Below are 20899 nucleotides of genomic sequence, written 5' to 3'. Positions count from 1 at the left end.
ATTGATCCTCCCTGCTAAAATAGTCTGCGCCTTCGTTGCCAAAAAATGGCAAAGAAGTTAATAGAATAATTAGCGATGCGTTGTCAATGCGATCCTCCTCATCGATCACTGCGGTTACTGTTAACTGGAATAAACCCCTCGAGACGGTACGGTGCATCAAGTCATTAAAAGAAGGGGGGGTCGAAGATATCACGATCTATGTTGTCGATAACGGGTCTAATGGCAATGACATTGACCTTATTAGGCGAGAGGTTCCAGACGCTTTTGTCTTTGAGATGGGCAAGAATCTTGGTTACGTAAAGGGGATCAATTTTGGTATATCCAAAGCAATGGAAAGCAGGCCGTCTTTTATCCTAGTCATCAACAACGATGCCTACGGGTCGCGTGGCTTCATCACTGAACTTCTTAAAGGCATGGAACGCCATCAGAATGCCGGTATCGTTGGGCCGAAGATCCTCTATCCAGATGGGAGAAGAATCTGGTACGCTGGTGGCGAATTCAATGAGTGGTTGGGATACAGCAGGCATCCGATGATGGACTCGGAGGACGATGGCGATCAGATAGATGAGAAAGTAGATTTCGTGACAGGGTGTGCAATGCTCGTTCGGAGAGAAGTTTTCGAGGAAGTGGGGCTTTTCGACCAGGATTATGATATCTACGCGGAAGACCTCGATTTTTGTCTGCGCGCTGCAGAGCGAGGTTACGAATCGTGGTACATACCCTCGTCAGTGGTTTATCACGAAGTTTCGAGTTCTACAGGGGTTGCCGGGTCAAATCTTATGACGCCGTTCAGAGCGTACCACTACGCGAGGAACATGTTTATTTTGACCTCGAAGAGGATCAAAGGTGGAAAATTTATCACATGCATCATCGGACAATTTGCAATCCGTTTCCCTTATTACTTCTTCATGATCGCATTGCAGAAGATAAGGGGGGCCTATCTCGCCTACATTCGGGGAATCATCGATGGCCTGAAATTCGTTGTGGGAGGGAGAGAGCCAGTTGAAGACTAGCGCCTTCTCAGCAACGATCAGCCGGAAAACCACATCCCTTTTTCCACTGCGCTTTGGCGGTGTACGCAATCTTCTATTAATCATTCTCGTCGGTCTGATCGTGAGGTTGATCGTGGCGCCGTGGACCTCCTGTCCATACGATATCTATCCTTTTTACAAGGCATCGGTCGACAAGCTGGCTGGGTTGGGCGTTTATGGCCACGCTTACCTGTCCTACCCCCCTCTTTCCGTCATTATATCTTATCCCTTCATCGCGATGCTCTCGCTATTTCTTGACCCGTCGGACTTCGGCTCCATCCAGTATTCTATGGTTGGGGTTGCGCAGACTACTGGGATGCTTGTCCCTTTTGTGACCCATCCCCTTTTCAACCTGTCCTTCAAGCTACCCCTGATCATTTCAGATCTTCTGCTGGGCATCACACTTTATCGATTCGTGCGCGAGAGAAAGGGTAAGGACTTGGCGGAGAAGGTGTTTGTCCTCTGGTTTCTCAATCCGCTCGTTATTTGGATCAGCTCTGTCGCAGGCCAAATAGACGTGTTGCCAGCATTCATGACTGTGATCGCGCTCATCAATTTCTACCGTCGCGAATACTTTTTCGCAGGTCTGGCACTTGGTATTGGCGTCTTTCTTAAAATCTATCCAATTTACCTCTTTATTTTTTACCTAACGTTCCTCTTCTCGAGGGAGTTTGATAGTCGATGTGTACAGGCGAGTCTCCTGAGACTCAGAGGATTCTATGCAATGGTGGTCGGAGGACTGATAAGTTTGATCGCCGTCCTCCCCTTTTTCCTGACCTCTGACAAAATGCTCGACTTCATCTTCAGGAGGACGGGATCAACAAGCTATGGTGGGTTGAATTTCTGGTTTTTTGTTCCTGCCCTTCCCAGTGAAGGCCTCTTACCAGATATCTTGCCAAGTGTGATCGGGCTTCCAACCTTCGTCTTCATTCTCATGATTATTCTGATTTTCCTCGTGTCCGCTCTCATCGTAAGGCAATACGCTAACAAAGAGCTGGACGAATTGAGGTCAATGACTCTCGGTAATATCGCCGTGATCGCCCTCATCCTGTTCCTGCAGCCTGTCACAAATCCCCAACACATGCTCTGGATATTTCCAATGCTGCTGATCGCTCTTGTCGACGACAAACGCTACGAGAGGAAGCTTTACCTCTTAACGGTTCTCGCCCTTCTCTATTTCATTTGGCTTCAGTCTGCATACGCTCTGATCTATCCCGCGGCGGCTTATAGCAACCTTGTGGACCTCGAGTTTCTCAACACAGCGATCATAAATTACTACACGACCGCAGGAATCTTCTCGAGGGAATCGCTCGTCATCGCTTCGGCGATGCTCGGCGGCCTCACGATCCTCTCAATCTTACTTCCAAAGAAATACGACTTCGTAGATCGGATTTGGAACCGATTGGTCCCAATGAAAGGAGGAAGGGAATGAAACTAGCTCATATTCTGTTCTCGCTCTTCGTCCTTTTCCTTTTCCTAGGCGGTGCTTTCGTCCAGGGCGGTATCACAAAGCTCCATATCGATCTCAATGTTGAGGCCTTAGTGGATGAGCAAGTTCAACTCAATGTCTCATACGCAATTAGTGCTCCGGGGGTTTATGGAAGTTTCAATGTCGCGAGCTTCCCGATTTCTAAAATGAGGTTCGACCGGATTCTCCTGTTCGATGATCCCAGATACGTCGACGTCTACCTTTCAAGGTGCATTCACGGCCTGTATGATCACTTGCGTGCGGAGTTCGATCTTATGAACGCCGAGATCGAGGTCTCGATTGTCCCGTTTGAACCCTTGCTAGAAGTCTTCTCCGGCAGTCCTGCGACCGTCGTTCTTGCTGGAGGGGTTCCCAATGGAACGGAGTTCGCTCTTCTTGCACTCCAATGGGTCGAAAGGGGCGGTGTTTTGATTACCTTGGGGAATGAGTCAATTCCTTTTCTTGCAAGGGAGTCGAACAGTGGAGTTGATGAAGAGGGATTTCTCGGAATTCGGTTCTACCCGCTCGATTTTCTTGGTGGCGAGTGCGTGACACCATCGAGCGTCGCCGAGGCGCTCGATTTCAAGTTCACCGCTCCAATCATGGGGATTGATGTCGCAGATGTTGAGCATTACGGTGGGAGGGTTATTGGTTATTACTACGAGAGGGATCGCGTCCTCGTGTCCGCGGCGCTCTTTCATATCGGCGATGGGGCGCTCATCGCTTTTTCTGGCCCCGTCTCCGCCCCCTATTTGACGAGCGCTGAGGATGTGATCGCCACGGACATCGCTAGGATCGTTGTTAGCCAACTCCAGTGGATATCCGGTCCGATCGTATTCGAGAGCGCTGAAGGAAGGCTCGGCGAGATCAGCGGCGTTTTACATGCGACATTCGAGGACCCACAGTTCGTTTCGGTTCTCGCTATTTCCACAGTAGGTACCACGGCTACCTACGCAAGGCACATTGTTGAGGTTTATGCTCATTAGGGAGAGAATTTCTTCGTTGACTCAGCGATTTCCCAGATGTGTTTATCAGGGCGGTTGAGTGCGACGTGCACTGTTGCATATATTCTCGCGATTGCCTCGAGGGCGATTGCCGCTGCGATCTTGTCAATTTGTGAGCGATGCTCCCTGCAGAAAGACGCGAGTGCTGGCATGAGGTAAGAGGGTTTCCAGGTCGGGACCGTGAAGTCGAACCGCTTCTTCATATACATCTCACCGATGTTGACCCTGGTCCTTTGCTTGAGGAACTCTTCAATCGTTTCAGGTCCCTTATTATAAACGATCGCTTCTGGGACATACACGACTCTGTAGCCTCGCCTCTCGATCTCCATTCTTATCCAGTCCTCATCAGTATTCGTGCCTTTTGGGAGCTGGAATCCAAGATTTCGAAAAGCAATGAGCTCTCCCGTTTTCGGCACGATCAGGGAGAGGCGATGGTGTAGGTCCCATAGCATCATTACGGCAAAACCAGTAATTGTCTCGGACGAATTCACGGGGATGGGATGACCACCTGTCATGCCGACATGATCATCGTTGAAGGGAGAGAGCAAGGATGAAAGGGAATTTTCGGCGAGGACATTATCAGCGTTTGCAAGCACGATGATCTCTCCCCTCCCTTCTCTGATAATCAGATTGACGGCGGAATACTTCCCCTCCCTCCTCTCCTGGACGATGAGTCTCACCCGCCGATCCTTTTTCATATATTCTTTAACAATCTCATCAGTCCGGTCAGTGCTACCACTTGAAACGACGAGAATTTCTTCAATTTTGAAATCTTTCACTTTCTGCGACGAGATCGCGCTCAGCGAATTTTCGATATTCTTCTCTTCGTTGTGAGCGCAGACGCCTATCGTCACAGATTGCATCGACTCTACAAGTCACACTCCCAATAGATAATTTTCGTTCATAATATAGGTTAACCAGCGTCGATGCTGCATCCAACGGTATCATAAAAAGCTGATAGACTAAAGCCGATAAACATTGGTACGAGTTGGAGGTCCAGTAAGTCAGAAGCGATGATGTAGAAGAGACCAAGGTTGATGAGGTATCCGGTGAACACTGTAAACATGATCTGGAGGCCTTTGATTAATCCCGCCCTCTTCCTCCTTCCCGCAAAGAACTCGTTGGCGACGACTACGTAGCCGACTGCGATAAGGAACGAGATGACAGTTGGAAAAATTCCCAGCGTGTGCCAGGGCTGATTAGTCAGTGTTAGAAAAACTATCGTTGTCAGAATCCCGAGGATGAATGCGGCAATAAACCGCCCTAGCATGCTTAATAAGAAGAACGAGGTTGCTGCAGCCAGCCCTTTACCGAAGACGCCACACTGTCTCATGATCGACAGTACGACCTTTGCGTCGAGCTTCGAAGAACCGCCGCGCCGCTCCCCGAACTCAAACTCGATTTCCGAGACCTTTGTCCACTCAGGAGAGAATTTGAGGATATCAAAAAGAATTTTGAAGCCCCGCCGCTCGAACTTCTCATAATTCTCAGCAACAATCTTCTTGCAGAATTCAGTCCTCCCGCCAAAGAAACCGCTCATCGTGTCCCTCGATCTCCGCTTTCTTTTCGCTCGCAAATATAACGACGCGAGGCAATGCGCACCCCAGGAGGAGATTTTTCTCGTGAAAGAGAGTTTTCTTTTGTTCTTCCTGACGCCGACAACGATGTCATTTCCCTCTCTCAGCGCGTAGATGATGTCTTTAATTGCCTCAGGCGGGTGTTGAAAATCGGCGTCAAGGACAACAAAGTAGGGCGTCTCTGATAAAAGGATGCCGTCCATGACGCTTGCGGTTAGACCGCGGTCTTCTATATTCCTCTCAATGAGAGAGACTTGGTTGTGGATATGCGCATAATCCCTGACTTTTGCTTGCGTGCCGTCGGTCGATGAATCGTCGATGACAAGGATTTTCGCCGATGGATATAGGGAATTGAGCGTTTCGAGCATCGGTATTATATTCTGGCTCTCGTTAAGAGTCGGTAGTATAATCGTGAAATCCCCGTTAGAAGGCCGTTGCTCGATCATAACCCCGCCATTGACTTTCTTTTCTTGATATATAATTTTCCCGCTAAATTAACTATGGTTAATCTTTGGCGACGCGAGTTCCTTCTTCTGATGAGTGAGCATTCCAAATAATACTGAATCATCAAACGCCTTGTTTTTGGATTTCATATCGATGTGATTCCGACCGATGCCAATAACCTTTTCTGAGGGTTCGAGAGTATTCGTCCCATCGACAATAAAACCACGATAATTGTCAAGGAGCCCAGAAAAGCAATCGTGTGCCGCTGTTAAAATTATGATGTCTGAGTTGAGGATATCTGAAACTTCGGCCTGTTCGATGCCATTTTTGACGAGAGGATCATACGGGTAAATGTGTTGTGCTCCGTTTTTCCTTAGATGATCGATAATGTAGAATGCGGGGGCATTTCTTGTATCCGATGAATTCTTCTTATAGGACAATCCCAAAATGCCAAATTTCGTCTCAGAAACATTCTTGCCAATCTTGTCGCGGCAGATTGATAATGCCTTTTCTGCTGTAAAGGTCGGCATCAAGTCATTGATTTTCCTTGCGGCATAAATGAGTCCGAGATCGATTCCTTCTCCATCAAAAGAATGCGCAAGGAGCAGGGGATCCTTTTTGAGGCAATGGCCGCCAACTCCACAGCTGGCTTTGTAAGGGTGGAAATTCCATTTTGTGGATGCGGCGAAAATCGCCTCTTCAATGTCAATATTGGCCTTTTCGCACATCATTGCGAAGAGGTTCATTAAGGCGATGTTGACATCTCTTTGGACATTTTCCATAAGTTTGATGAATTCCGCCGTCCTCGTTGATGAGACAAGGACAACCTCATTTACGATATTCTTGTAAAGTTTAGCAGTGATCTCCGCTGATTCTGGGTTGATGCCACTGACGACTTTTGGTATATTCCTGAGCGATCTTTCTTTATTCCCTGGGTCTATTCTCTCTGGTGAATAGCCGACGAAGAAGTCTTTACCAGCAATGAGCCCAGTTTTTTCGAGTGCCGGTACGACAATCTCTTCTGTGGTACCGACTTTGACGGTGCTTTCCAAAACGATGAGTTTTCCAGTAATATCGTTCTTGATGATTGAGTCAAGCGCATTCTGCAGATACTCCATCGTTGGTGTGTTGCCGTTTGCCGTTGGCACGATGATGATGATCACATCACCGATCGCTGAAGCCTCATCGACATCGGTGGAAACAAAAAAACTTCTTGAAATAACTCTGGGAAGCATTTCCGAGATGAATCCTTCCTCAGGGATGTAATTGATTCCCTTTCGCAGCGAATCTATTTTTCTTTCGTCCACATCGAATCCATAAACCTGGAACCCCTCGCACGCGAAACTGATCGATACATTTAGACCCACATAGCCAAGACCAATGACCGCGATTTTCGCATCTTTTTGTTGGATTTTATCGGAAATGGAGGCGATTCTCGAGTTCATGTTGTCGATCCCTCGTTAATTGTTAGGAATATCTTTGTCTTCTTAAAAGGTATAGTATTTCCTCCTGCATTTTTCTCTGTCTGCCTTGCATATCAGCGATAAGGGCGAGGACTATAAAAATTATACCGACAAGAAATAATGTCCCTGATAATGACAACAGGGAGGTGAAGGGACTTGTTTTTCCGGAAAGTAGCCAATGTGCCAAAACAAATGCAAACATTGTTATTGAAGGGACGACAAAAAACATTGAAATTGCTGTAAAAAATCGAAGTGGGTGATGATCTCTTTCAGTTTGCATGATAATCTTCAGAGCGCGGAGTCCGTATGAAAATGGGTTTTTGACGACTTTCGATTTTCCGCATTGACGGGGAAGGACCCTAATTGGTACTTCGACGACTCTCATATTTTTGTTGACAAGATCTAGAAAAACTTCCTGAGTGTACGTGAATCGGCCAAAGGTTGTTATGCGTAACAATGCCTCTTTGGAATAGGCTCTAAACCCACATTGAGTATCGGTGAATTTCATTCCAGTCAGCCAGCTCGTTAGTCTTGTGAAAAACCTATTGCCGATTCTTTTTACACCATTCATACCAGAGACGGGTTCATTGTTCATAAATCGTGAACCCGTGACAAAATCCGCCTTTCCTTCGATGATCGGCTGAATTAATCTTGGAATATCGCTCGGTTGAAATTGTCCGTCCGCATCTAAAGTAACAACAATATCCGCGCCTAATGATAGCGCTTTTTCGACTCCTGTTGCGAAGGCCGCGCCTACGCCCATGTTTCGTGGATGAGAAATCACGACTGCACCAGCACTGCGCGCGATGGTTGCGGTGTCATCAGAGCTTCCATCGTCAATGACAATGATCTGATCGACAAAATTTTTAGTCTGTTCGATCACCTGGCTGATCATTGCCCTCTCGTTGAACGCTGGGATTACAGCAAATGTCTTCATGGTCTTTCTTTATTACTCCTATAAATCAAAACAATTACATTAAATTGATGGCATAATTCCTTAGCAAGGATATCTGGTGTGAGGGCATATATTAAGAGAAATAATAAATGAATCAGGGTAATTAAGCTCCAAATTGAGTGAATCTGACAGTCTTAGTTATACTTCTCCTTTTGCTATGTTGCTGCCTTCAAATTTGCGGATTCTATAATAGCGTTAAGCGAAATTTCACTAAAAGCCTTGTTTAATATTGCGTAATAATATGCTCCTGATAAAAGATAGACACTTTTTTTTAAGAATCATCATTTTTATGTTACCTCTTCTGGTTGTACAATTGGTTCTTTTTTTTGGGCTCAATCGTAAGTGTAGCGAAGTTTTCATCAGATTTAGAATCCTACGCTGATGCGGCACAACTTGTGATTAGCATTCTATTATTCATTTAATGATTAAATGAAAGACTTATAAAAATCAAAATTGTTCACTTATCTAACTAATAGTTCATTAGTCAGGAGTATTGGTTGTGACTCCAGAGAATCATATCAAACGTAAGTTTCTAAAATCATTGAGCCCTTCTTTGGCAATAGGGGTTCTCGTAATCCTAGTGATTTTCGCAACTGTGAGCAGGTTCTTTTCTTACTTGATCCACGATTATCGCTTTGAACTTGGATTTGATACAGGCATATATGAACAATTAGTAACATTCTGGAGTAATTCTGATGCCTGGAGAGTATTACCCGCTTATCCCGAGTTTCCTATGCCCTATCAAGTATATACTAAATGGGTGGAACCTGGCTTCTTCGTTATGGTTTCTGTTTCAAATGGGGTTATGGGCGTCGACATCCACTGGTTGTTCAGATACTATCTTCCGGGAATTGTGGGGGCAATTGCTACTTTGACTTCTTTTGTGGCTGGCAAAAATCTCACGCGATCGAACATCGGTGGTGGAATCTCCGCTCTATTAGTTTCTTTTTCATACGTTCAAATTGATGCGGTAACTGAATCTTATTATAGGCAGATTTTCGCCTCAGTAATATTAGTTATGTCGCTCGTCTATTTAGACAAGTATCTTGAGACTAGAAAAACCAGTGATCTCGCATTATTTACTGTCCTCGCATCCGGGACAGTTGCTTATCATATTGCTGTATCCTTGTTCGTTTCTTTTGCATACTTGATATCGCTCATCTTTTTCATTTGGACCAAAGATAGGAAAGCAATAAGGTCGATTGGTCTCTCAATCATTTCTGCGATACTGATATCTGCGCCCGCTTGGATACCGAGATTTGGAGATATTTTGACCACATTCATTGCAGCGATATCGACATCTGTCTGGAGAACCTCAACCCTGTCTTCCGGGGAAGGTCTCTGGGCTGGAGGTGGAGCGATCCCGAGTCTATTTTGGTCATATCCACATATCCTGGTTGGATATCTGATATTCTTTTTCCCTCTCGTCGTTTTTTCAATTATGAGTTATTACATTCTTTGGACAAAACATAAGCTCCATTACACGTTACCAGCCCTGTCGATCGTACTATGGTTTTATATCGGCCTTTGGCTCTTCTTCGGAAATCGATTTATCTTGAATCTTGATCTATTACTTTGTGTCATTGCACCATTTGCAATTGTGTACTTTTATAAGAATACCTTAAGGAAATATGGAAGCAAAATACAGGTTATAGGCGTCGTTTTGATGGCTTCAGTGCTTGTTGTTCCATCCGCATGTTTTTCGATTGATAGCCAGCTCAATAAGGCGCCTTACATAAAAGAAAACACCGAGGCAATTGATTGGATCGAAAAGAACATGTCTAAGGACAACGCGGTGATTTTTGCACCAGATTACCTCTCCGCCGATCTCATTCAGCTCGGCTACTTAATGGCTGTCTGGGACTTTTCCTTGACTAGAGAAAACGATCATCCGATGGCCATTGCAGAGGAATTCATGCTTAATGCACCGACAAATCTCACTTATATAGAGAAATTTCTGACTGACAATCCAGCGTACAAAGAAAAGGAGATCTACGTACTTTGGGGAACTTGGGACCTCGACCGCCCCCTCGTGGTGACCAAGAAATTGATTCCCGTTGATGACTATGCTTCCAGTCCTTACTTCAAGTGTGTTTATCACGGGTACGCTGAGATCCTTTGCATTTACAAATACGTTGGTCATTCGGGTGATGAACCTCATTGATGATAAACATCAATTTTTCAGCAATTCCTTTATTTTTCCTATGATGCTTTCATGTATTCTATTCTTCTTCGCCAGTAGAAACAGAGCTCCGACAACAATCGGTATTAGAGATATCATGAGGGAATCAAGAATCGAAGGACCGACATCAATGACCAAATTCAAAAGAAAGACTGTTAGAGGAATAAGCACTAGAGATAGAGCAAATGAAACCGCGATCCGTTCGATGATTCTAAAAAATCTCTCGTGCGGAGATTTATCCAAAATATTTTCCTGCTCAAGCAGCAAATAGGACCACACGAATCCTGGGAGGAAATAAACGAGAATCGTTCCGATTGCCACCAACAATAATTCTACAATCATCTCTCTAGCGGAATTGATTGGTGGTTATATTAAATATCGTAAGTCAACTCATTTTCATTTAAAATAGATTTAATTTTCGCGTTTCAGACGATTTGGTTGTTGCCCTTCTTGCCATGTATTTGAATTTATCCTATTGTTTGATCAACGCGCAAGCTAAATAGTTCTGCCCTTGCATATTTAGATCTATGCAACAAAGAAAAACAATCGTTTGCCCAAGAATGGTTCTTTTTTCTTAATCCTCCACTTGTTCTGATTTTTATCGGGTTTGACGATATTTATTATTGCTAATGGGAAATTCTAATCCTGTAATGATGGGTGAGATAGGACACTTTGGTTGTTCTAAACGAAATCTAAAGCAATCGGGCCTATTGAAATTTTAACAATAGAATAAGTGATTCAAATGTAAATCGAACAAAACAGATCAATCCCGCAGTTTGTAGACATAGATCATATCGATAGGAACCCTATTCTAAATTATCTCTTGCTTTTCCAAATTTGCAGATTCGATCAAGATATTGTAGCTGATTTTTCCATTGATATTAGCAGCCTCGTCAAGGAATGAGTAGTTAGAAGGTTACTTGGATTTTTTGTGATCTTCGCATCTTGCGTCCAATCACAAAATGCCATAAGAAATAATTTTCTGAAGGAATTATCTTCGTTGGAAAGTATAACTTATATCATATGGAAAGTCTTCTTGCTAACGAATTATCAGAGTCTTTCGACTTATGTTTTATGATCATGCCAAAAAAACAATTATTCAGCTTTTGTCAATCTTTTAGTGAGATCATTGTGAGAACCCGGCATCTTTTTTGCAATTATGATAGCTTTCATAGAACGGTTGCTGAAGAGCTGAACAACTACTGGATACGCTAGCCGAAATAACCTATTTGCCTTTCCAGTGTTTCCTAAGCGTCCTAATTCCATGCTGGTTTACTTATCTAGAAATGGCGATCGTAGTCTTAAGCATTCATTGACGAGCTAACGCATTTCAACTTACCATTACGACTCGGTTCGCGTTAACGCGCATAACTATCCCATTTTGCCCTCGAAAACCCAGATCCAAAGGAATGGTACCGGGAGGTAGATCATCGGTCATAAATAAATTCTCGGCGAGAAGGCAACACTTTTTTCGCCGACGGCGGGAGGCAAGAGATAACTTGCGGCCCGCTTTAATTTGCGGTTTTGCATCCTGTAGATCGAAACGCAATCTAAATTTCCTTTGTTTGTTTTACTGTTGTTGCGTCATATACCCAAGATGGATTCTGAGTGTGTCAGGTTCGGGGACTCGTAAAGTCCACATATCAGAGTATTACATCGCATGATAAAAGCGACTAAGGGAAACCTCCTTCTCTTCTTGTGGAAAAATCCTACACTTTTTAGCCGAATCGAGAAACTTTAATACCCTCCGTGGCTTCTCTTGAAACGGATATTGAGTGGAAACTTTAATAAGCCAGTTTCAGACAACGATAAAATGCAACGGTAATCTCAATACAAATTAGCTAGGAATTTCGATTTTAATGAAATGCCCAAGTATTTGAACCATTCTTACATCTTTCTAGCGATGTGAAAAAGCATAGCTCCCTTTAATCTCATACCCTGTTTCGAAACGCATTCTTTCTCTCAAGCAGAAAAGCTATGCTATATAAAGGTCGACCTTGAGCAAGCGGTATTCACTCTTGTTGACTTGAATATACGTACATCGACCCATCAGAGATTGCTTTAAGAGAATGATAAGTTACGGAAGGCAAAAATAGGAATTAGTATCTACACAGCATACGATGTTTGAAATGATCACATCAATTTTAGCATTTGTATTGGTGCTCTTGCTCCCTGGCCTCATATGGACCTATGCGATATGGCCTGAAAAAAATGGTAGCAGAGACAGGCTGTCCTTTGGAGAAAGAATAATTTTCAGTTATCTCATATCTTTGGTTACCGTTCCACTTCTTATTATTGGATTTAATGTATTCTTCGGTATGAGAATTAGCGCAACATCCACATTTTTGTCTGTTGGAATAGTATCTGCTCTGGGTCTCTTGGGAGTTTCATATAATAAAAAAAGAAACCGAATGATCGGTGACGATTGAAATGCCGAGTATGACAATTTAGATAAGCGTTTGATTAATCGAGACTTTTTCAACTAGATAAATTTATTATATCAATTTGGGCTTCATGAATACTAGAAATCTTTTTAACTGAGACGACATTTTAAGGTGAAAATGAGTGATAAATCGAACAAAGAAACAATTATAATTGTTTGTCCCTTTAATCCGTTTCCTCCATATTTTGGTGGGGCAGCAAGGGTCTTTAATTTGGCTCGATTCCTTAGTGATTACTTCTATGTAATCATCGTTTGTAACGATCTGGTTCAAGTAGATTGTTGCGAAAGAGACTCTCAATTCTATATGCATGCTCTTGAAAGAGAGGGTGTCAAAATAAAAATGGTGAAGGCTTTCTCTCGATATTCACAGATTTTCAATCCTTTACTTGCTTTTTATCTACTACTTGCAATAAAAACTTCCAAAGCTCGAGTTGTTTTGGTGGAGTTTCCATGGCTCGGGTTTATCTCATTGATTGTTTGCCGGATCACTGGTGCAATCTTGATCATTGACGAACACAACGTCGAATTTCAGAGATTTGAAAGAATAAAAAAAGGAAATAGGATTAGTAGGTTTTTGCTAAAATTATACGAAGGCTTCTTACTGCGTTCTGCCGCAAAAGTTTTTTGCGTGTCTAAGCCAGACCGCGAGTTAATCATCTCAACCTTTAAAGTACCGAAGGAACGCGTTCTGCTTGTTCGTAATGGGGTGGATAGCGCGGTGTTGCGTATGAATGCTTGTGATAAGTTGACGTCGAGAAAGAAGATCGGTCTACCTATTCATGATCCTGTTTATCTTTTTCATGGAAAACTAGATTATGCTCCAAATAAACAAGCCGTTGATATAATTAAGCGCGAATTAGCTCCTCGTGTAAAGAAATTCCACCCATCTGCATTATTTGTTATAGCCGGCGACAATCCACCCCTTGATGTTTGCAATGATCCAACGTTTATTTTTACAGGCATCTATCCCAATATCGCAGAACTGATCAGCGGATGCGATGTGGTAATATGTCCTTTGAAAAGTGGTGGAGGTACGAGGATAAAAATACTTGAAGCCATTTTTTGCGGAAGGCCTGTTGTATCAACTGGAATTGGTGCTGAAGGATTGGAAAGAGATAGCTTTGGAGATTGGCTTCAGATAACGGATGATTGGGACAAATTCTCCGAGTTAATGGTTAAGCTCGCGACCCGTCCTAACGAATTTAAATATTTAATTCCTTACGATCTGCATGAGTATGACTGGCGTTATATCGTGAGGGGGGTCGTAAATGATATCTTATCTTATTTGGAAAAAGGCAGTATTACTGTTCCGTAAGTACATCCCTGAATTTTCCATGCTATCATGCATCATTATTCTTTTTATTGTCAGATACGTGTTTGGTTTACTGTTTTTTGAGCATTTCGCTACGGAAGATGTTTATTCCAATCTAATTTTTAGCGATACAATTTCTAAAAGTGGATATATTTTTAATGAATTTGCAAGAATGGAAGCACGTGTAGGAGATTCCCCCCCACTCCTTGCGCTTATATCCTCAATATTGAACTCCATTTCGCCAATAGGCAATGAAAACTGGTTCAAGATACTTCCGTATATTTTTCAAGCTTTTTCAGTGGCGATAGTGTATGCCATAGGAATGAATCTATTTCAGGATCGATTCTTACCATTTTTCATGTCGTTTTTATTCATTTTTGGTAGTTATAATGTATTATGGGTCACATCATTCTCACCAGTTGATGCGCTACTGGTACTGCTTTTGACAGGGTCGACCTTTTTTTTTGTTAAATTTTGGAGAACTAGAAAAACTGCGCATCTAATACTATGCTTTGCTTCGTGCGGCTGTCTAAGTCTGGCCCACAATTTTGGGAATGTATTTGTAGCGATGCTTATTGTTGGTTACATTTTTGTATCTTTAGTCGTTGAAAAGAAACCTAGATATCTTATTAGTAAGAAAAACTTCTTTTTGATTCTGCTCGGCATTTCCTTTTGGTTCATATTTGGCGGCGCTCTTACATTCTTTAAAGCCGTAGCGATTTATCTTCCAGGAGTTAGCTACAGTTTCACCAACGAACCAGTTTTTTTGGGAACAGAGTATCTTGCCTTATTGCCTTCTTTTTTCCAGATATCACTGTTGCTAACAACGATTCTGGGCAGTTTACTTGCAATCTATTACAGAAAGATTTATCCAGTTATCCTATTTTTCATGATATGGTTAGTATTAAATCTAATTATTTTGATGATAATTCCTGCTTCATATAGTCATCGTTCCAGATATCATTTACAATTCTTTCCAGCCATCATACTCCTTTCTAGTTTTTTCGTTTATATATTATTTATTAGATTTGAAAAAATAAGATTCCAATCTCGAAAATACTTGAGGTTTTTATTTATTATTATTTTAATTGTATTGCTCGTTTTACCCATCATAAATTACGCTCCTAATTATGCGAATTTCAAGAGATGGGTTTCGGAATCTTACGGTTTAAGATCAGTTGCAGGTGAATTCACAAAAGAGGCAATCGGCCAAGAATCAATCTTATACATTTATTGGCCTTCTTTTGTACATTCCTATTCGCTCGTGCCTTCTAGTAATTTGTACGACTTTTCTGTGATGATTCAGAATAGCGAAAATGTTGCTGAACGTTGTTATGAAATTGATGCTAAGTACTTCATTTATGACAAATTAAGTGGTTATTACTACCCATTTCCCGACAAGGGAGTTGAGTTATTAAAGGCTCCATTCATAAACCTAACCATATTTAAATTTTTTAATTCTAAACTAATTATTTATTATATTCAATTTTATAACGGAATTCAATGGATCAATATCCCGGCTGAGAATGATGAGCTGGTTTATTTGGGTTTCTCTGATATGAAATTGTATAATATTTCAGAGGATGCACATGGTATCGTGAAAAAGCAATCAATAGCATATTATGAATCAACATCGAAATTTTGCTCAATAAAGTTAAGATCCGTTAACCCAGACAATCTGTCCTTTATTTCAGTCTATCTTAAGCTCAAACTGTCACCTTCGGCAAATATTACTATGTCACTCAGAAACGAAGAGAACGTTTTGGATAGCGTGAGAATCACAGGAACGCATTTAAAAGGATGGGAATGGTGGTTTGAGTACTATCGTCTTGATTTTTCAAAAGTACTGAGAGGTGAATTTGAAATTACTTTTGAAATTCAGAATGGGTCATTATGGTTTGGGGGTTTGGAGATTGTTGGAAAACATCTGGGAATGTAGACTCTTTTTGTGGTTCTTCGGATATCTAATTAATATCCCTTTGAATTTGATATGTATCCCATATCACGATAATTAAAATAGATATCGACCGCGTCAATTCAAGTTTGCGCGATCCAATTACAGAGTATTTGCAATTGAGGGAATAATATAAGTAGCCTGTTGGAATAATATATTTACAGCTGATATGAAAGTGTTAATGATCTCTAGTTTGCCCCCCTCAAGAAAATACGGTGGCGCTGAGGAATTCTGCAGGAAATTATCTATGAAACTATCGCAAAGCGGAATAGAAGTTGCAATTCTTACTTCGAACATGCGATCTGAAGAGTTTCCGGTCAAGGAATTATCCGAAAATATTGAAATCATCGATGAGTTGAAAGTTGTTAAGAATCGAGTAGTGAGAAAATCTATTGCCGATTATTTTCATCTCAAAAATATAGAAATATTGCGTAATGTAGTGCGAGAGATCAAACCGGACATTGTTCATTTTCATAATGTGTATGGAGCTGGGACAAATCTCTTTGCAGCAGCTGCCGAGAGCTTGCCAACGATTGCGACCATCCATGATTACTGGCCTTTTTGCTTTAATAGTATCATGATAAGATCGGGTTGTATCTGCAGTTTGGATTGTTGGAAATGCAAATTCCCTATAGCAGGAATTACGAGATTAATCAAAATGAAACATCTTCAGAAGGTCTTTCTCGTGGCACCGAGTGACTATATGTTTTCAAAACTCACAAAAGCTGGATATAATAACGTGAGGCGAATTTACAATGGAATCGATTTACCAGATGAAATAATCCTTCCTAAATACGATAAAAGAATGCTTTTTGTAGGAAGAATTACTGAAGAAAAGGGCGTAAAGCTCGTATGCGAAGTCTCAAGGCTCACTGAGATACCACTGGATGTTATAGGTGATGGCAAAATGTTGCAGTCATTGATGGCCGAATATAAGGATGCTAAAGTAATTTCTTTTAGAGGATTCGTCGAAAATGTCGAACAAGAATATTTAAGAGGGGGAGTGATGGTGTTTCCATCAATCTGGCCAGAAAACTTGCCAACTGCTCCTCTTGAGGCTATGTCCTTTGGTTTACCGGTTGTGGCATCCAGAATTGGCGGTCTTCCAGAAATTGTCCAAGACGGTCAAAATGGCAAGTTGTTTGAACCCGGATCTTTAAAGGACTTAATTCTTTCCGTCGAATACGTTCTTGATTCGGTCAATTACTCAAGGCTCAGCAGTAATTGTATTTCCTTCTTGAGACAGAAGTTTGACTGGAGACATACTTTGTCGGAATACATGAATGTTTATAGAGATGCGATTAATTGCTTTTCCTCGTCCTCGAAAAGATGATCTTATTGAGCTTCGCAATTCATAAACATATATATTTTACTTATGTGCAACTTTTAATAAGGACCTTTAATTTAGATACGATTCAAGAATTATCCAGAACTATTTCAGCACTAAAAATAATTATGCGATTCACGATTTAAAAAAAGAATACGTCGTTGGAACTAGTGCATGCATCATAGGTGGGTACCAAAAAATAATTGATTGATACTGCGAATTTATCCCATAATGCATGAGCGTGATTTTTGAATCATTTTTCTGTTGGTCGTAGCAATTCCTCGTATATCCTATAAGTTATTTCTGCGATTCTTTGCCATCCATATTCTTCCCTAATCTTCTTAGAGTCTTCTTCCAATTTTGATAATAATCGTGGATCCCTCAGAATCATTATTATTCTACTTGCTAGCAATTCGTGATTTTTCGGCTCGACAACTGATATAGAGTCCAAAACCAACTCAGGGAGCCCACCCACCGCAGTAACGATCATCGGTTTACAATAGTTCAATGCTGCAAGTCCAACACCACTTTGGGCATCAAATGTTTCATATGGAAGAACCACAAGATCAGTCGCTGCGAATAAAAGAGGTACGTCCATTGGTTCGACATATCCTTTCCTAACAATGATTTTGTCCTCGATATTGAGTTCTTTAATCAATCGTTCATATTCATGCCAGTCTTCCCAACAGTGACCTGCTATTATAAGCATTGTGTTCGGCAAAGTTTTGGTAACTTTCTCCATAGCTTTAATCAGATTCTTTAGGCCTTTATATGGCCTGATATTTCCAAAAAAAAGGATAGCCTTTGCGCTGATAGGAATACCGAGTATATCTTTTGCTTTCCTTTTGTCGTAAGGTGCATTGGGAAAAGAAAGCAACCCGTGCGGTACAACAAAAACATGATCTCTATCTAAATTGCGGTACTCTTTAAACAAGATCTCCTTGTTCGAATCGCTATGAACAATGATAAAGTCCGCGAATTTGAGCAGCATACTAGTTAGAACCTTTCCTATTTTCGTATTTTCGTGAGGTATCACATTGTGAACGGTAATAACAACACGCTTACATCGGACTCTAGCTAATATGAGGATTGTAAAATATGCAGGAAAAAGAAGGGGACTCCACCACTGCGCATGTACCACATCTCCAGAGCAATAAATCCCTGTCTTGAGCCAGGTTAATGGATTATAACCATGTAAATCATTCCTTCTTCTAAATTTCATAATCAGCTCTTCTGATTTTTTTTCTGTATCAACTCCTCCTGGATAGAGAAAATTGGGGTACAATTTCCTAAAAGAGACAAATTCTATGTCTACCAAATTGGACAATGCGGAGCAAAGAAAGTAACAGTAGCGGCTTATCCCCTTTAATGGGGGGAGTGTTCCGATCATTGTAATTCTCAATTTTGAAGGAGAGCTATCCATTTTATTTATCTTGTCGGATAGATTTTCAAATTCCAATCTTATAGCATTCAGGTTCTGCATTCCGCTCACAATTTCTAATGTTTTAAAGTTCGGTTCTGGGTATATCATCGTTTCTTTAAGGATTTTCGTTAAGAGTTGCACATAAGAACTAAGTGTTATTGGTGGCTAACCACTGACTAAGAGAACTTGGTATTTCATAAATCCAGCCTGATCAAACATATACTATTCGGTTATTAAGCATGATGAAAAATCAAATTATGGTAATAACAATTTTAAGTTGGATATGTGGAAAATCGGTGTTTATTTCTTATTCATCCAGTAACGTCTCTTCGGTGCTTGATTAGCATTCTCCCCATTTTCTACATGGCTCTGAATTTATGATCAGGTTTAACACGTGAAGACCTTTTTCTCCAGATCACACTATATCTTGTCGTAATTAGCGGCATACTCATTGGGACATAGTTTTGCCATTTCTCTTGCCGCCTCAAGTATGTAACCTTGCTTCTCAGTTCTTTGAACCGCTTTATCATTTTCTCGACGACAAGCCTTTCTTCTGTTTTGTTTTCATTAGTAGTGCCCTGTTCGTCCTCCTCAATTTTATTATTTCTTTTTCATTTTATTCACCGCCTTGATATGGAGTGATCATATACTGCTCAAAGCGTTACATGAACACGTTCAAGGCATCTCACAGCTGGAATACGCTTATTTCAGCCGTCTGTCTAAACGACTCCTTATTCTGCCCGCCGTTTTGATGATACTAATCGTTGTGCTGTAAGCCTGAACAATGTGGTTCTACCTTATCGCGCTAGGAGGGTATCATGAGCGATAGATGAATCTACGGCAATTCAAAGAAACCGAAAATCGAAGGGATTCGCTTAATGAGAAGAGAAATGTCGCCATCGTCTTGATTTTCATCGCTTGCCTTCTCGTAGTACTGCCGTTTATGCTAATTATTTAAACTTAGAGAATATGCGCATAACCGATAACGAAGCGACCCCACACACTCTAGATGCAGTCAGTGTGAAACTCTGTCTAGCGGAAAAAGCGACTGTCAAGATCTCGATCGACCATGTAGCATCTCTTGACATTTCATTACATGTTATTGCCGAAGTGATAGAATATCGGATGATTGATCCGGTATGTAGCGACCCAGTAGACCTCGTATTGTTTACGACGAATACCCCGTGACATCGCTAGGGAGAAATATCTCTGCTATCGAGATCGCTGTAGGCATCGGTCAGTGCCAGGCAATCACACGATTGTGGCTTCAATTGAGAAGGTTTGTATGTCATGAGCAAATCTACCAGTCGTAGCATTCTCATCTTTAGCGAAAATAGCCACCAACACAAATAAGGATTTAGATTGCATCGATAAATAAGGTAACTCTTTGGTCTGGCTGTAGGTTATCAGTAGCAGATAATTAATCAATATGAGAGCATTTAGTGCTCTCGTACCAGTTGACACAGTGATAACCTGAAAATATCCACTGCTTGTGGATTTAGTTCGCGATTATTTCACTATGGTAACTAAACTAGACAATGTTTATGTAGTTATTCTGCTCTGAAAATCAACGGATGACCCAATCGCGCCTATTAGGTTTGACGCAACATGAGATTGGTATTTGAATTAGAAGCTTCATAAAGAGCGCTTCTACAAGAGGTTAGACGGTGAAGATCGAAGAGGATATCGACAAGCAAAATGCGGTTTTGTGGGAACCTCCGGTATTGCACAGGAAATCAACAGATGTGATGCATATATACGTACATTGGTAATTTTGCCTAATTGCCAGCGCGACCGAAATAGAATAGTGCGCAATCATTTCTAATAAAAACGGGGGTCGATAAAACTTCGCATTTATCATTTCTTCTTAATGAGTACGATCGCTGAAACACAAACGATCGCAAATGCAGAGAGAACCGCCGTAATTCCTAATGGAGAAAAAATACTTGCGAGGACTGAAGCGCTTTCAATTTCGATTGTGTGAGTTGAAAAACTCGGAACGTAAATGAGGATCTGAGAAATCTCGTCGTTATGAAGCACCGTATACACCGCATCACTTTCTCCTGATCCAGATGCAAAAAGGACCTCCAGTGGCCTTGTCGTCTCCTTAATCATTTTTCCATCAATCTTCACGACCAGATTGGAATTTTTCATTTGGAGAGTGTTCTTATCGACATTGACGAGCACCAGTTTTCCTTCATGATTCTCCGAAGACACCTCGAGCGCAATTCGATTCTTGATCGCGCTCATTACCTTGACGCGGAACTGATGGTGGTATTCCATGATATCATACATCGCGCTGCCGTTGCGCACGAG

General features: G+C 41.6%; 16 protein-coding genes. 9 read left to right on the top strand and 7 right to left on the bottom strand.

Annotated elements, in window-relative coordinates; all coding sequences use genetic code 11:
- Positions 1-35 precede the first annotated feature (35 nt).
- From QHH00_05140 to QHH00_05130, 3 genes are read left to right on the top strand one after another with little or no spacing between them, the layout of a single operon-like run.
- Positions 36-1013, top strand: a complete 978-nt coding sequence (locus QHH00_05140; protein MDH7508768.1) for a glycosyltransferase family 2 protein — start codon at positions 36-38, stop codon at positions 1011-1013.
- On the top strand, positions 1003-2463 hold the full coding sequence (locus tag QHH00_05135; protein ID MDH7508767.1) for a glycosyltransferase family 87 protein: 1461 nt from the start codon (positions 1003-1005) through the stop codon (positions 2461-2463). The genes QHH00_05140 and QHH00_05135 overlap by 11 nt, the downstream gene beginning before the upstream one ends.
- Complete coding sequence (locus QHH00_05130) at positions 2460-3485, top strand: hypothetical protein (protein ID MDH7508766.1); 1026 nt, start codon at positions 2460-2462, stop codon at positions 3483-3485. The genes QHH00_05135 and QHH00_05130 overlap by 4 nt, the downstream gene beginning before the upstream one ends.
- Here QHH00_05130 and QHH00_05125 read toward each other — a convergent pair.
- Genes QHH00_05125 through QHH00_05110 form a run of 4 tightly spaced genes read right to left on the bottom strand, consistent with a single transcriptional unit; the run spans position 3482 to position 7924 of the window.
- Positions 3482-4366 (bottom strand): glycosyltransferase, encoded by an 885-nt coding sequence (locus QHH00_05125; protein MDH7508765.1) that lies wholly within the window; start codon positions 4364-4366, stop codon positions 3482-3484. The two genes, QHH00_05130 and QHH00_05125, sit on opposite strands and share 4 nt — an antisense overlap.
- Before the next feature lie 50 nt (positions 4367-4416).
- Entirely contained in the window at positions 4417-5526 is a 1110-nt protein-coding gene (locus tag QHH00_05120) for a glycosyltransferase (protein ID MDH7508764.1), read from the bottom strand.
- A gap of 48 nt (positions 5527-5574) precedes the next feature.
- Positions 5575-6969, bottom strand: coding sequence for a nucleotide sugar dehydrogenase (locus QHH00_05115; GenBank protein ID MDH7508763.1), 1395 nt, complete (start codon positions 6967-6969; stop codon positions 5575-5577).
- 22 nt (positions 6970-6991) lie between these two features.
- The gene (locus QHH00_05110) at positions 6992-7924 is read right to left on the bottom strand and encodes a glycosyltransferase family 2 protein (GenBank protein ID MDH7508762.1); all 933 of its coding nucleotides are present in this window, start codon (positions 7922-7924) and stop codon (positions 6992-6994) included.
- A gap of 751 nt (positions 7925-8675) precedes the next feature.
- Here QHH00_05110 and QHH00_05105 point away from each other — a divergent pair.
- Positions 8676-10106 (top strand): hypothetical protein, encoded by a 1431-nt coding sequence (locus QHH00_05105; protein MDH7508761.1) that lies wholly within the window; start codon positions 8676-8678, stop codon positions 10104-10106.
- Positions 10107-10115: 9 nt separating this feature from the next.
- Here the strand turns inward: QHH00_05105 and QHH00_05100 are convergent, their stop codons facing one another.
- Positions 10116-10445, bottom strand: coding sequence for a hypothetical protein (locus QHH00_05100; protein MDH7508760.1), 330 nt, complete (start codon positions 10443-10445; stop codon positions 10116-10118).
- Positions 10446-12244: 1799 nt separating this feature from the next.
- Between QHH00_05100 and QHH00_05095 the strand changes: the two genes are divergently transcribed.
- From QHH00_05095 to QHH00_05080, 4 genes are all read left to right on the top strand, one after another.
- On the top strand, positions 12245-12553 hold the full coding sequence (locus tag QHH00_05095; GenBank protein ID MDH7508759.1) for a DUF1616 domain-containing protein: 309 nt from the start codon (positions 12245-12247) through the stop codon (positions 12551-12553).
- A gap of 132 nt (positions 12554-12685) precedes the next feature.
- Entirely contained in the window at positions 12686-13882 is a 1197-nt protein-coding gene (locus QHH00_05090) for a glycosyltransferase family 4 protein (protein ID MDH7508758.1), read from the top strand.
- Positions 13836-15818: a hypothetical protein gene (locus QHH00_05085; GenBank protein ID MDH7508757.1), complete on the top strand. Its 1983-nt coding sequence runs from the start codon at positions 13836-13838 to the stop codon at positions 15816-15818. The genes QHH00_05090 and QHH00_05085 overlap by 47 nt, the downstream gene beginning before the upstream one ends.
- Positions 15819-16014: 196 nt before the next feature.
- Complete coding sequence (locus tag QHH00_05080) at positions 16015-17166, top strand: glycosyltransferase (protein MDH7508756.1); 1152 nt, start codon at positions 16015-16017, stop codon at positions 17164-17166.
- A gap of 247 nt (positions 17167-17413) precedes the next feature.
- On the opposite strand, the gene QHH00_05075 is transcribed toward QHH00_05080, so the two are convergent.
- Positions 17414-18691 carry a glycosyltransferase family 4 protein gene (locus tag QHH00_05075; GenBank protein MDH7508755.1) on the bottom strand — a complete coding sequence of 426 codons (1278 nt, stop codon included), beginning with the start codon at positions 18689-18691 and terminating at the stop codon, positions 17414-17416.
- Positions 18692-19603: 912 nt separating this feature from the next.
- Between QHH00_05075 and QHH00_05070 the strand changes: the two genes are divergently transcribed.
- Positions 19604-19771, top strand: a complete 168-nt coding sequence (locus QHH00_05070; GenBank protein ID MDH7508754.1) for a hypothetical protein — start codon at positions 19604-19606, stop codon at positions 19769-19771.
- A 669-nt stretch (positions 19772-20440) separates the two neighbouring features.
- Here QHH00_05070 and QHH00_05065 read toward each other — a convergent pair.
- Positions 20441-20899 (bottom strand): hypothetical protein (locus QHH00_05065; protein MDH7508753.1); only part of this gene is annotated, 459 nt, incomplete at its 5' end.

It is taken from the genome of Methanomassiliicoccales archaeon, from assembly GCA_029907465.1.
Lineage (GTDB): Archaea > Thermoplasmatota > Thermoplasmata > Methanomassiliicoccales > JACIVX01 > JACIVX01.
The sequence above is the reverse complement of the archived record's forward strand: the minus strand, read 5'-3'. Positions and strand labels throughout refer to the sequence as shown.

What these genes read in the sequence shown, in the direction of transcription:
- QHH00_05130 (MDH7508766.1), top strand. Translation starts at nt 2,460, where the DNA reads ATGAAACTAGCTCATATTCTGTTCTCGCTCTTCGTCCTTTTCCTTTTC.
- QHH00_05125 (MDH7508765.1), bottom strand. Translation starts at nt 4,366, where the DNA reads ATGCAATCTGTGACGATAGGCGTCTGCGCTCACAACGAAGAGAAGAAT.
- QHH00_05120 (MDH7508764.1), bottom strand. Translation starts at nt 5,526, where the DNA reads ATGATCGAGCAACGGCCTTCTAACGGGGATTTCACGATTATACTACCG.
- QHH00_05115 (MDH7508763.1), bottom strand. Translation starts at nt 6,969, where the DNA reads ATGAACTCGAGAATCGCCTCCATTTCCGATAAAATCCAACAAAAAGAT.
- QHH00_05110 (MDH7508762.1), bottom strand. Translation starts at nt 7,924, where the DNA reads ATGAAGACATTTGCTGTAATCCCAGCGTTCAACGAGAGGGCAATGATC.
- QHH00_05105 (MDH7508761.1), top strand. Translation starts at nt 8,676, where the DNA reads ATGCCCTATCAAGTATATACTAAATGGGTGGAACCTGGCTTCTTCGTT.
- QHH00_05095 (MDH7508759.1), top strand. Translation starts at nt 12,245, where the DNA reads ATGTTTGAAATGATCACATCAATTTTAGCATTTGTATTGGTGCTCTTG.
- QHH00_05090 (MDH7508758.1), top strand. Translation starts at nt 12,686, where the DNA reads ATGAGTGATAAATCGAACAAAGAAACAATTATAATTGTTTGTCCCTTT.
- QHH00_05085 (MDH7508757.1), top strand. Translation starts at nt 13,836, where the DNA reads ATGATATCTTATCTTATTTGGAAAAAGGCAGTATTACTGTTCCGTAAG.
- QHH00_05080 (MDH7508756.1), top strand. Translation starts at nt 16,015, where the DNA reads ATGATCTCTAGTTTGCCCCCCTCAAGAAAATACGGTGGCGCTGAGGAA.
- QHH00_05075 (MDH7508755.1), bottom strand. Translation starts at nt 18,691, where the DNA reads ATGATATACCCAGAACCGAACTTTAAAACATTAGAAATTGTGAGCGGA.